At 62.0% G+C, this 12,607-nt stretch carries 10 protein-coding genes; 3 read left to right on the top strand and 7 right to left on the bottom strand.

The features are described from left to right. Positions 1–6: 6 nt before the first annotated feature. On the bottom strand, positions 7–210 hold the full coding sequence (aaeX, locus tag ACJ8HH_RS16445) for a p-hydroxybenzoic acid efflux pump operon protein AaeX (protein WP_004936952.1): 204 nt from the start codon (positions 208–210) through the stop codon (positions 7–9). A 314-nt stretch (positions 211–524) separates the two neighbouring features. Here aaeX and aaeR point away from each other — a divergent pair, with 314 nt between their 5' ends. Continuing rightward, entirely contained in the window at positions 525–1,436 is a 912-nt protein-coding gene (aaeR, locus tag ACJ8HH_RS16440; protein ID WP_025304394.1) for an HTH-type transcriptional activator AaeR, read from the top strand. Here the strand turns inward: aaeR and ACJ8HH_RS16435 are convergent. After that, entirely contained in the window at positions 1,427–1,771 is a 345-nt protein-coding gene (locus ACJ8HH_RS16435; protein WP_197766268.1) for a hypothetical protein, read from the bottom strand. The two genes, aaeR and ACJ8HH_RS16435, sit on opposite strands and share 10 nt — an antisense overlap. After that, a complete protein-coding gene (locus ACJ8HH_RS16430) occupies positions 1,768–2,043 on the bottom strand; it encodes a zinc ribbon domain-containing protein (protein ID WP_041036845.1) in 276 nt (91 codons plus the stop codon). Before ACJ8HH_RS16430 ends, ACJ8HH_RS16435 begins: the two co-directional genes overlap by 4 nt. A 207-nt stretch (positions 2,044–2,250) precedes the next feature. Here ACJ8HH_RS16430 and uriH point away from each other — a divergent pair, with 207 nt between their 5' ends. Both uriH and ACJ8HH_RS16420 read left to right on the top strand, forming a co-directional pair. Next, positions 2,251–3,192, top strand: coding sequence for a uridine-preferring nucleoside hydrolase UriH (gene uriH, locus ACJ8HH_RS16425; protein ID WP_060451949.1), 942 nt, complete (start codon positions 2,251–2,253; stop codon positions 3,190–3,192). Between the two features lie 691 nt (positions 3,193–3,883). Beyond that, a complete protein-coding gene (locus ACJ8HH_RS16420) occupies positions 3,884–5,566 on the top strand; it encodes a PglL family O-oligosaccharyltransferase (RefSeq protein ID WP_033648978.1) in 1,683 nt (560 codons plus the stop codon). A 45-nt stretch (positions 5,567–5,611) separates the two neighbouring features. Here ACJ8HH_RS16420 and ACJ8HH_RS16415 read toward each other — a convergent pair whose 3' ends face one another. From ACJ8HH_RS16415 to yhdP, 4 genes are all read right to left on the bottom strand, one after another. Then, positions 5,612–6,376, bottom strand: a complete 765-nt coding sequence (locus ACJ8HH_RS16415; RefSeq protein WP_033649104.1) for a CDP-diacylglycerol diphosphatase — start codon at positions 6,374–6,376, stop codon at positions 5,612–5,614. A gap of 107 nt (positions 6,377–6,483) precedes the next feature. Beyond that, complete coding sequence (tldD, locus tag ACJ8HH_RS16410; RefSeq protein ID WP_033648977.1) at positions 6,484–7,929, bottom strand: metalloprotease TldD; 1,446 nt, start codon at positions 7,927–7,929, stop codon at positions 6,484–6,486. A 7-nt stretch (positions 7,930–7,936) separates the two neighbouring features. Continuing rightward, positions 7,937–8,797, bottom strand: a complete 861-nt coding sequence (gene nit1 / locus ACJ8HH_RS16405; RefSeq protein ID WP_033636170.1) for a deaminated glutathione amidase — start codon at positions 8,795–8,797, stop codon at positions 7,937–7,939. Continuing rightward, complete coding sequence (yhdP, locus tag ACJ8HH_RS16400; RefSeq protein ID WP_033648976.1) at positions 8,794–12,597, bottom strand: AsmA2 domain-containing protein YhdP; 3,804 nt, start codon at positions 12,595–12,597, stop codon at positions 8,794–8,796. The genes nit1 and yhdP overlap by 4 nt, the downstream gene beginning before the upstream one ends. Positions 12,598–12,607: the final 10 nt, after the last annotated feature.

The raw sequence follows: 12,607 nt of genomic DNA, 5'->3' as shown, positions 1-12,607 counted from the left end.
GCGACCTCAAACAAAAAGACATGAAATCAGATAAAACAAGCAGCAATACAGCGCGGTGTTAAACAGCGCCGGATGCCAGACAAAATCGTAAATCCCCGTCGGCTGCAGCAGGCGGCGCAAGAGGAAAAACAGCGCCAGCGACACCAGCAGCTCGAAAAACACCGGCGGAAACGACAGTCCGAAGATGACCATAACCGGAAGCAAACTCATCACTTTTTCCTTATTGTTCACTGCGCCGGGGAAAGACAGGTCTCGCCATTCACATTCTCTTTACATTTTAGCGTGCGCGCGCCACAAATCTTGACCAGGCAGCTTGTCCAGGTCACGAACCCGAAAAAAGGTTAAACTTTGGGGCAGACATCCACGACAGGGATTGCGAGGGTGCCGGAGGAGCGGCAGGATTGCGTTGCCGATCGCTCTCGCACGTTGGTAAGGTCTATTCACCCGACCACGTTATATTAGCCTGCTTACTATCAAGGCATCAACAATCTGTGATCTAAATCACTTTTAAGCCAGAGTGAATAATGGAAAGATTAAAACGGATGTCGGTATTCGCCAAAGTGGTTGAGTTCGGGTCGTTTACCGCGGCCGCGCGCCAACTCGGCATGAGCGTTTCATCGATCAGCCAAACCGTCTCGAAACTGGAAAATGAGCTGCAGGTCAAGCTGTTGAACCGCAGCACGCGCAGTATCGGCCTGACCGAGGCCGGCAAAATCTACTATCAGGGTTGCCGACGCATGCTGCAGGAAGTCAGCGAAGTGCATGAGCAGCTGTACGCATTTAACAATACCCCCGCCGGCACGCTGCGCATCGGCAGCTCATCCACCATGGCGCAAAACGTGCTGGCGAACATGACCGCCGAGATGATGAAAGAGTACCCTGGCCTGACGGTCAACCTGGTGACCGGCATTCCGGCGCCGGATCTGATCACCGACGGGCTGGATCTGGTGATCCGCACCGGCGCGCTGCAGGACTCCAGCCTGTTCTCCCGCCGCCTGGGGCAGATGCCGATGGTGGTGTGCGCCGCCAAAAGCTACCTCAGCCAGCACGGCACGCCGCAGAAGCCGAGCGACATGGTCAACTTTTCCTGGCTCGAGTACAGCGTGCGGCCCGACAGCGAATTTGAACTGATGTCGCCGGAGGGCATCACCACGCGCATTTCTCCGCAGGGGCGCTTCGTCACCAACGACTCCTCCACCATGATCCGTTGGCTGAAAAACGGCGCCGGCATCGCCTACGCCCCGCTGATGTGGGTGATCGAAGAGATCAAGCGCGGCGAGATCGAGATCCTGTTCAAAAGCTACCATTCGGATCCGCGGCCGATCTACGCGCTCTATACCGAGAAGGACAAACTGCCGCTGAAGGTGCAGGTGTGCATCAACTACCTAACCGACTATTTCGAACGCGTGGCGGCGGTCTATCAGGGCTATCGCTGAGCGGCGCTCAAATAGCGGTGCGCCAGCGCGCCCAGCAGCATCAGCGCCAGCATGCCGAGGCCCCACAGCAGCCAGACGGCGTAGCCGGCCCAGTTCAGCAGCAGAGGAAAATAGCTCGCCAGCCCGCTGCCCAGCTGTTTCAGCCACGGCAGCCAGGCGTCCAGCACTGCCTGCGGCACCAGGCTCAGCGCGCTGTTCACCGGCAGCGATACGCCGCCGGCCGCTTCCGCCAACGCCGGGAGCCAGGCCAGCACGCCGGCTAAGCCCCAGGCCAGCAGCGTCCATAGCGCCATGGCGCCCAGCAGCAACGCTAGCGTCCAACCGCCCCGGTTCACGGCACACCGCCGCCGCACTGCGGGCAAAAGCGGCTGCCCGGCGGCAGCGGCGCGGCGCACTGGCCGCAGGTGGCGCTCAGCGCGGCAAACGGCTGACCGCAGCGGTGGCAATAACGCGCGCCCGATTTATTCACCGCCCGGCATTCCGGACACTGCGGCCCCGGCTCGCCATGCTGGTTATAGCGGTTGCCATGATGCCCGCCGCCGTGGCCCGCGCGCTGATGACCGCGGTTAATACCGCCTTGCCCCAACAACCTTTTCAGTAAGCTCATCCCGCCTCTCCTCTGTGCATTGACGCTGAAGCTCACTGTAAACCCTGGAGTAACCTCCAGGGTAAAGCCCGGCGAGCAGGCTTTACGTTTCATTACATCGTAAAAGTGGCAAGGCTTTGATGCCGTTAACAAAAGCACCATCGGCATTATCCCACGCCGCCGCGCTGCGTTATGCTGCGGGAACCTCTCCCTGCATCAGGAATAATCATGAAAAAAATCATACTGGACTGTGACCCGGGGCATGACGACGCCATCGCCCTGCTGCTGGCCTGGGGCAATCCGCAGATCGACCTGCTGGCGGTCACCACCGTGGTGGGCAATCAGACGCTGGACAAAGTGACGCGCAACGCGCTGGCGGTGGCGCGCATCGCCAATATCACCGGCGTGCCCTTCGCCGCCGGCTGCCCGCGCCCGCTGGTGCGCAATATCGAAGTGGCGCCCGATATCCACGGCGATTCCGGCCTCGATGGCCCGGTGCTACCGGAACCCCACCTGCAGCTGGACTCGCGCCACGCGGTGGATCTGATCATAGATACGGTGATGGCCCACCCGCCCGGCAGCGTGACGCTGGTGCCGACCGGCGGCCTGACCAATATCGCCATGGCGGTGCGCAAAGAGCCGCGCATTGCCGAGCGGGTCAAGGAAGTGGTGCTGATGGGCGGCGGCTACCATGTGGGCAACTGGAGCGCGGTGGCGGAGTTCAATATCAAAATCGATCCCGAGGCGGCGCACATCGTGTTCAACGAAGAATGGCCGCTGACCATGGTCGGGCTGGATCTTACCCACCAGGCTTTGGCCACGCCGGCAGTCTGCGCGCGTATCGCCGCCCTCGGCACCCGGCCGGCCGCCTTCGTCGGCGAACTGCTGGCATTCTTTGGCCGTATGTACCAACAGGCGCAGGGCTTCAGCGCCCCGCCGGTACACGATCCTTGCGCCGTCGCCTACGTGATCGATCCGAGCGTGATGACGGTGCGCAAAGCGCCGGTGGATATCGAACTCACCGGCACCCTGACGTTGGGCATGACGGTCGCGGATTTCCGCGCGCCGCCGCCGCCGGACTGCCACACTCAGGTGGCGGTCAAACTGGATCAGGATAAATTCTGGGATCTGGTGGTGGATGCGCTGGAACGGATTGGCGAAGTGGAGTGAGGTCTGTGAAGCGTGGATTAACGCGCTTTTACAGGCGCGTTAATCCGTCTTGCGGCACGGCAACAGGGATAGGGGGATCATCACCCCTTTATTTCCACAGTAACAGAACAATCTTAATAAAATGGATTTAAATAAAATTTAAAAACAACCAATAAAAAACAAGAAGAATCTTAATGAAAATAAATACAGGTTCAATAAAGAAAATATAAAATAAAAATAAAAAACAGCGGTAAATAAAACCACGATCGCCGCGCCGTCATTGGCAACAACGATTTAACAAGAAAATGCTTATCTTATTGGCTACATCGCCTGTCGGTCCAGGCGTTCGTTGTCGCACACACGGCGTTTTACTACGCACAAAAAATCACAATGCCTTGATTTAAATATAAAAATAAAATAAAAGATTAAAAATTGACTGGAGCAAGGTGAATTTGAGAAAATGACAACCCTGTTTTTTCAAACAAATAAAACACCCTTTGCAGGCAACTGAAATACGGCTTACCCCTTTTTATATAAGCCGCCCCCGCGCTAACAGAGGAAAAATTTATTTATCGCTTCAATAGGAAGTCTTTTCAATTTCCATAAAAAATTTTAGGTATTGAAGCTTCAGCGAATTTAAACACCAGGATAAGGATAGGGAATCCTAATAATATGCATTCAATGATCGATATCGAAACATGGCAGGTTCACCATGACCGATAAAACCGCCATTAACGCGCCGGCTATCGCCGTGCTGCCCCTGCTGCTGATCTGGATGGCGGCGATCCTGCCGTTTTATCACCCCAACATGGGCGGCGGCGGCCTGGCGCTGCCGCAAAACATTCTGGCCTGGAGCGCCATGGCGCTGACCACGCTGCTCGTGACCGCCAGCGTTTGCCTTGGCCGTACCCGTCTTTCGCTTACCCCCACGGCACGCCTGTTGCTGCTCGGCATCGCCGTATTGGCGCTGCCGCTGCTGTATACCCGCGCCGAGTGGCGCGAAGACGCCCTGTGGCGCAGCGCCGGTTTGCTCGGTGGCTGGCTGTTCTATGTCGCCTGCCTGCAGCTGCGCCTCACCACCCGGCAACGCGATCTGTTGCTGTACGGCCTGCTGTTCGCCGTAAGCGTTCAGGCATTGCTGGCGGCGCTGCAACTGTTCGCCCCCGCGCTGGCCTGGGTGGCCCCCAACGGCCACCGGGTCTATGGCGTCTTCCAACAGCCGAACGTGCTGGGCAGCTTTATCGCCACCGGGCTGGCTTTGGCGCTCTGGCTGCTGCTTGCCCCCCTCTCCACGCCGACGCGGCGGCGGCAGCTCCCGCTGCTCGCCCTACTGGCCGCTTTCTCCGCCCTGCTGGTGCTGATCCAGTCACGCGCCGCCTGGCTGGGCGGCGCCTTGGCGGCGGCGCTGCTGCTGTGGCGCTTTGCCCGCCAGCGCCCGGCCGCAAGCTGCTGGGCCGGCGGCGCGCTGCTGTTGGGCGTGGCGATCGGCACCACGGTGTTGTTCACCGGTTTCGGCCTGGATGGCCGCGCGGGTCTGATCGGTCGGGAGCTTTCCAATAGTGCGCGCCTCACCATGCTGCATGACGTCGGCGCCATGATCCTGGCCAAACCGCTGCTGGGCTGGGGCTACGGCGGCTTTGAATACAGCTTCGCGCACTTCCGCCTACAGGCAATGCCCTGGCGAGAAGTGCTGGAAGTCGCCGGGCATCCGCACAATGAAATCCTGCTGTGGTGGGTTGAGGGCGGCCTGCCGGCGCTGGCGGGGATCGTTATCGTCCTCGTCGCCGGCGCGCTGCTGCTGAAACGCGCCTGGCAACGGGATCGCGAGCAACCGGCCGGTGCCCGCGTCGGCCTGTTCCTGGTGCTGCTGCCGATGCTGGTGCACACCCAGTTGGAATACCCTTTCTATCTGTCTACGCCGCACTGGCTGGTGTTTCTGCTGTTGCTGGCGCTGCTGGACGGCCAAACCGGCGAGCCGCGCCCCCTGCCGTTCGCTAAAGCCCTGAGCCTGCCGGTGGCGATGGCGGCAGTCGGCGTGTTGGCGATGGCGGTCTTCACCTGGCAAGGGCGCATGGCGCTCACCCAATCGGAGCGCACCATGCTGGCCACCATCGACAGCATCGAGCAGATGCCGCCGCCGGCCGCCTGGATCTACCGGGAGCGCAAAACGTTCGACGAGCAATCTCACGCGCTGCTGGTCTATAACCAAACGCGTGATGATGCCCTGTTGACCGGCTATCGGCAGTGGGCCAACGCCTATCTGCAACGCCGCATCGATGCCAACGTCTACGCCACGCTAATCATGATCTTGCGCTATCAGGGGGCTCAGGCGGAAGCCGACGCTCGCCTGCGGGAGGCCGCTTTCCTGTTTGCGCGGGATGCGCGATTCAGATAGGAAGAATAAGGTGAGAGCGCATCGCTCTCACCTGCCGTCTTGAGATTAACGCGGCAAAATCGCGCACGTTTTATCCAGCAGCGATTCTACCGAGGCGCGGTTGCCGACGTCCCAGCCGCGCTTCGAGGCCAGCAAGATAAAACCCCGTTGGCCGGCAAACGTGGTCGGGACGACGGCCACGCCATACTCCGCCAGCTGCGGCGGCGACAGATGAAAATAATCCGCAAGATCCCTAATCGGGTAGATGCCCATCGCGGCCGGCTGCATCACGCGGCGGGCATAGTAGGTGTGGCGCAGCAGCTTATCCGGCAAGGGGCGCCATTGTTCCTGTATGTAGGGGCGTTCCGCCTGCAGCTGGCGCCGCACATCCTCGCGCAGACAGGTCAGGTGAATGTGCAATTGGTTCTGGCTGCGGCCGTAAGCGGAGTTGATCGCCATGCCCAGCCTGTCGTCCGGCACCGGCCCGCCATACTCGGCGGCCAGCCGGTAACGCATCAGCCATGCATAGCCAAAATAGTCCGTTCGTTCTCCGGCCAGCAGCAGCGGGCTTTCAATGCCGGAAAGCGGCGCCGTCGGCACCAGAATGAAATGATAGGGATAACGCGGGTTTTGCAGCACGCTAAAGCCCTGCGCTTTCCCCTGCGGCATATAAATCTGCTCACACGGGGCCGGATCTCGCTTTTGCTGATAGTTGGCCATGCAGAGCTTATCGACCACGCCCCACAGCGCATCGGAACGGGCGCAGCCCGTCAGGGACAAAACGCCCAGTAACAGCAGCCAACGCTGGATAGAGACACCAAAGCACGCCATCGTCATCTTTCTCGGCATCATCGCCGCACAGCACTCTTTGCGCGGGCGAGAAAAAACGCAACATGGGGAATGAACAAGGAGCCAGCGCGTGGCCCCTTGAGGAAAGATTACGCCGTGCCGCCGACGGTCAGCGTATCCAGTTTCAGCGTCGGTTGGCCGACGCCCACCGGCACGCTCTGGCCTTCCTTGCCGCACACGCCCACGCCTTTATCAAGCGCCAGATCGTTGCCGACCATCGAGATCTGCTGCATCGCCTCGATGCCGGAGCCGATCAGCGTCGCCCCTTTCACCGGTTTGGTGATGCGGCCCTTCTCGATCAGGTAGGCTTCGGTGGTGGAGAACACGAACTTGCCGGAGGTGATGTCCACCTGGCCGCCGCCAAAGTTCGGCGCGTACAGGCCGTACTCGACGCTGGCGATGATCTCTTCCGGCGTCGATTGGCCCGCCAGCATGTAGGTATTGGTCATGCGCGGCATCGGCAGATGCGCGTAGGACTCGCGGCGGCCGTTGCCGGTCGGCGCGACGCCCATCAACCGCGCGTTGAGTTTGTCCTGCATGTAGCCTTTCAGCACGCCGTTTTCGATCAGCACGTTGTACTGGCCCGGTACGCCTTCGTCGTCGATCGCCAGCGAGCCGCGGCGCCCTTGCAGGGTGCCGTCATCCACCACGGTGCACAGCTCGGAAGCCACCAGCTCGCCCATATGGCCGCTGAACACCGAGGTGCCGCGCCGGTTGAAATCGCCTTCCAGGCCGTGGCCCACCGCCTCGTGCAGCAGCACCCCAGGCCAGCCGGCCCCCAGCACCACCGGCATATTGCCGGCCGGCGCCGCCACCGCTCCGAGATTGACCAGCGCCATGCGCACCGCTTCTTTGGCATAGGCATCGGCGCGCACGTCACCGTCGACGCTTTCCAGGAAATAGTCGTAACCGAAACGGCCGCCGCCGCCGCTGGAGCCGCGCTCACGCTTGCCGTCCTGCTCCACCAGCACGCTGACGGAGAGCCGCACCAGCGGGCGAACGTCCGCCGCCAGCGTGCCGTCGGTGGCAGCCACCAACACCTGCTCGTAAACGCCGGTGATGCTGGCGTTCACTTCCTGCACCCGCGCATCGGCGGCGCGCGCCACTTTATCGACGCGGTGCAACAGGGCGATTTTCTCTTCGCGCGGCAGGCTTTGCAGCGGATCGAGCAGCGGGTACAGCGCCCGGTAACCGATTTCGCCCAGGGTGTGCGCCCGCCCGTCGCCCTGCTCGCGCACGATGCTGCGCGCCGCCTGGGCGCTCTGCTGCAGCGCATTCAGGGTGATCTGATCGGCATAGGCGAAACCGGTCTTCTCGCCGCTGACGGCGCGCACGCCGACGCCCTGGTCGATATTGTAAGAGCCATCCTTGATGATGCCGTCCTCGATCACCCAGGCTTCGTGATAGCTGGACTGGAAATAGAGATCGGCGTAGTCGATACGGCGTTCTGCCAGTTGACCCAGTACCTGGTACAGGTCTTGATGACTCAGCTTGTTGGTAGCGAGTAACTGCTCACTGACAAACGTCAGGCTCATAATGGTTTCACTCTTGATTGGAGGATAACGTGTCAGACGGCGCCGTCAGCGACGTCTGGAATCGGTTGTGCTGCAGCACCGGCATCTGTTGCCGCAGGGGCTGCAGGCTTGTGGTGTCCACGCGCACCTTCAGCGCCGCCACGGCGTCCGGGTTCTCGGCCAGCACCTTGCCCCAGCCGTCGACAGCCAGCGTGTGGCCCCACGTGCGGCGGGTCGGCCCGTGGCGCCCCACCTGCGCCGGCGCCAGGATCATGCACTGGTTTTCGATCGCCCGGGCGCGCAGCAGGATTTCCCAATGCGCTTCACCGGTGACCCGGGTAAAGGCCGCCGGCACCGAAATCAGTTCAGCGCCCTGCGCCCGCAGCGCCTGGAACAGCGCGGGGAAGCGCAGATCGTAGCATATGGTCATTCCCAAACGCCCGACCGGCGTATCCACCACCGTCAGATGCTGCCCGTGCTGGTAGGTATCCGACTCGCGGTAGTGGGCGTGCGCGTCGTTGATGTCCACATCGAACATGTGCAGCTTGTCGTAGCGGGCGCGGATCTCGCCCTGATCGTCGAACAACAGGCTGCTGGTGGTGATAAGCTCCGGGTTTTCGCGGCTGATCAAGGGCATCGAGCCCACCAGCAACCACACGCCATAGCGGCGCGCCAGTTCGCGCACCGCGTTCTGCAGCGGGCCATCGCCCTGTTTTTCCGCCTGTTGGCGATAGGCTGCGGAGTTGGCGAACAGCAGCGCGTTCTCCGGCGTCATGACCAGTTTTACCCCGGCATTGAGCTGCTTGATCTGCTGTTCAATCTGGGCCAGGTTATCGCGCACCTGATCGCCACTGCACAACTGCAACAACGCAACGTTAGCATTCCTCATGACGCCTTATCCTCCTTTGCCTTACGAAGTACCTCATTGATCTTCGGCTGGTCGAGATCGCCGCTGATATGGTAACGAATCAGCGAAATCTTGCTCCACAGCGGCCCCAGCACCTGCGAGGCGGCGAACACCGCCGCGCCGACGATCGGGTTAACGACAAACGCAGTGGCCACGCCGACCGTCGCCGAAATCGCCGGCGCCACCACCGCTTCCATATCGATGCGGCGGCGCGCCAGATCGATCTGGCCACTCATGGCGATATCCGCCGCCAGGCCGTCGATCAATAGATTATCAGTATGCATTATGCCATCTTTCAGCCAGGCGGTGCTGCGGATGGAATCAAAGTAGAAGCCTTTACCGAAGGTATCGCTGAAATCGAACTGCAGCTTGCGCAGCAAGGCGTCGAAGCTGACCAGTCGCAGCAGCTGGCCGGCGCGGCCGCCGCCCATGCTGTCGATTTCTCCCTTGCCCATTTTGACCTGCAGCGCACCGCTCAGCGTATTGACCTGCGGCTGCCACGGCGCGCCGCGCCAGTACAAATCGAAGTCCACGTCGTAAGGCGCGCCTTTCAGCGGGATGGTGATGCCGAAGAAGGCGGCGGTTTCATCGATCTTGCCGCCGAGCAGCTTGCCTTTCAGCGAGCTGCGCTCTTCCTGCGCGTTCTGCTTCCACAGACCGGTGGCGCTCATGCGCCCTTTGCCGGTATCGACCAGGCCGTGATCCAGCGTCAGAGTATCGCCCCGATTGCTCAGATCCGCCTCGACCTTGCCGAGGTTCTGCCCCAGCACCCAGCACGACTTGCAGCGCAGCATCAGCGAAGGCCAGTCGCGGAAGCTGACTTTCTCCGGCGGCGGTGGCGGCGAACCCGCCGCGCTTTTCGTTTCGGCGAACTGCGGGTTGTAGTACAGGTAGTTGATATCGGCGCGCCACGGCCCGCGATCGGCCACCCGCAGGCTGCCGTCCACTTCATCGCTCTTGGCGCTCACCACGGTGGCGCCCAGCTGTTTTTCGGCCGACAGCGTCAGCTTATGCCAAGCCTGGCCGCCCAACAGCAGCTGCGGCGTGGTCAGCGCCACGGTGGTGGGGAAGCTGAAACCGCCCACCTGACCGCTGCCGCCGCCCTGTTTCAGCGCCGGCGCCAGCAGCGCCAGCCATTGCTCGCCGTCCAGCGCCGGCAGGTTCAGCGTCATCGACTTGCCGGCCGGCAGCGGTGGCGTGCCGCCACCGTTGGTTCGCCAGGCGGCGCGCGCCAGATTCACCTGTTTTTTGTCGAAGCTCCATTCACTGTTGAAGCGGTTCTGCTTGCCCGCACTGCCGGTCAACATGAAGCCGTTCAGACCGCCTTTGACCTTGACGTTCACCGGCAAGGCTTCGCCCGGCGCCTTGTCCAACGGCGAAGGTAAGTGACTGCTCACTTTCTTCAGATCTGCGTCAAGGCCGATATCGTAGCTGGCCGAGCCCTGATGCGGCAGCGTGATGGCCACCTGGCTCTGCCAGGGCGCACTGCCGCGGAGCGCATCGGCGGCCTCTTTCGGCAGGCCGGGGAACTTGCCCGGCTGCCAGTCGCCCTTCAGGCCGACGTTGACCTTGTAGTCACGCTCGCCTTCCTGAGTGGTGAAGTTGACCGCCACCGGCTGCCCGAACCAGGTGGCCGACAGGGGGTCGCTCTGCAGGTTGCCGTTGTCGAAGCGGAACTTGCCGCTGAGCTTTTGCAGTTCGCTGTCCAGCGGCTTGATCAGCAACGAGTTGTTGTTCAGCGCCACTTCACCGGTGGCTCTGACCTGCTCGCCGTCCAGGGGAATATCGAGATGTAAGCGCCCACTGACATCACCGCCAATCTGCAGCTGATCCAGCGCCGCCCCCAGCGAATCGTGCAGCGGCGTCTGCATGAAGTAGTCATGCACGTCGCTGCCCGCACCCGCGACTTCGGCGTCGATCAGCAGCCGCTCTTTCAGGTAATCGGGGATCACCGCGCTGATATTTTTGCCCGCCACCTTGCCCAGCCGGGTTTGCGGCGCATGCATCCACAATCCTTCGTTAGCGAAGTCGAGGTCGATCGCCAAATCGGTCAGCGCCGGCCAGCCCGGTTGGAACTGGAAAGTGGCGTGACGCAGCGGCACGAAGACTTCGAACTGCCCTTCGTTTTTACGGTACGGGAAGTGCTGCGGATCGCCGGAATAAATCAGCGTGGCGTTATCCACCTGGCCGCCCTGAATGGCGCCGCTCAGGTAGTCCACCAGATGCTTGCCCATCAGCGGTTCCGGGAAATAGCGCCAGGCCTCGGCGCCGTCATACAGGCGGATGCCCGCCAGGATATTCAGCCACGGATCGCCCTTGGCCGGCTGCTGATAACGGAAATCGCCGTTGACCCACAGCGACTTCGCCTTGACGTCCAGCCCCTGGCTCGCCAGCTCCCAGCCTTGATCGTTGTAACGCCAGGTCAGCGCGCCGCGCGCGCTGCTGATTTCAAGCGGCGCACGGAACATATCGCCGTAAGGCAAGGTGCTGCCTGCCAGCCCCAGCGTCAGGCGGCCGTTCTCCACCCCGCCGCTCAACGCGCCGGAGAAGTGGTTGACGCCGGGCAGCAGCTCCCAACGCTGCCAGCTGACATCGCGCCACAGCGCCTGGAAACGGCTCTTTTCCGGCTGCTTCAGCGGGATGTCCAGCGCCAGGGCCTCCATCGTCCCCTGCGGCTGCAGATCGTTCCAGCGATCGAGCACGTCCGGGCTGAGGAACGAGAAGGTCGGCAGCAGCGCCGACAGGCGCTCCAGCTGAAGGTTAGTCGCACGCACCCGCAGCTCTTCATTCTGTGCCGGCCCCATGAACTCGGTGTTTTCCGGCAGCCACAGGGCAGAAAGCGTGCCCTGCGGCCAGGCCTGGCCATCGGTGCTCAACCGCAGCTGCGGCACGTCGAGCTGCCAACCGGTGCCCTGGCGGCGCAGCGACAGCGCCAGATTGTCCACGTCCAGCCGGTGCTGCGCGGCGCCGGTATCCCAGTTGGCCGCCCCCTGCTTGAGCAAAGCATGGCCGCCGGCAATCTCGCCGTTCTGCACCTGCAGCCAGGCCGCCAGGCTGAAGTCGGCGCTTTCCAGCCCGGTGTTGGCGCGCAGCCAGCGGGTAAACCAGGGTTTCATGTCGATGTTATCGGCCTGCAGGTAGACCGTGCCGGTGTCCAACAGGCCCTGATTATCGCGCAGGTCCATGCGCAGCTGCACCACGCCGTGCTGGCCGTTCAGCGTCGACAGGCTGATCTGCCCCTCGGCGCGGTGGCGCTCGCGGCCGTTGAGCCAGGTCAGTTGGGGAATGTCGAATTCGGCGCGCGCGCCGGCAGGCGTCAGGAATGAGATACGGCTGTCGCGCAGATCGAAATGGTCGAGCTGGCGCAGCATCAGATCGCCGATTTTGCCCGGCTCAAGGCCTTCGCCCTGCCGGTCGCCGCCCAGCGTGGCGTTCAGATCGAGGCGGAATTGATAGAAGGTCAGATCGCGGAACTGCCAGCGCCAGTGCAGCAGCGATTGCCACACGTCCAGCGCCAGCGTCACGCGTTCGATATGCACATCGCTTTTGGGCAGCGTGGCGCTCAGGTTGCGCATTTCAAGCTGTGGGCCGAACGTTTCCCAGCTGCCCTGCAGGAAATCCATCTGCACGGGCACGCCGGACAGCTTCTCCACCTGCGCCAGCAGTTGGGGACGATAGTCGTTCAGCTTCGGCAGCATCAGGCGCAGCCCGCTGATCAGCAGCGCCACAATCACGATTAGGGTGGCGCCTGTTGCTAACAGAATCCCAGGCAGTCGCCTCACGCAGTTCTCC

It is taken from the genome of Serratia sp. CY32780 (assembly GCF_052169135.1).
Taxonomy (GTDB): domain Bacteria; phylum Pseudomonadota; class Gammaproteobacteria; order Enterobacterales; family Enterobacteriaceae; genus Serratia; species Serratia sarumanii.
The sequence above is the reverse complement of the archived record's forward strand: the minus strand, read 5'-3'. Positions and strand labels throughout refer to the sequence as shown.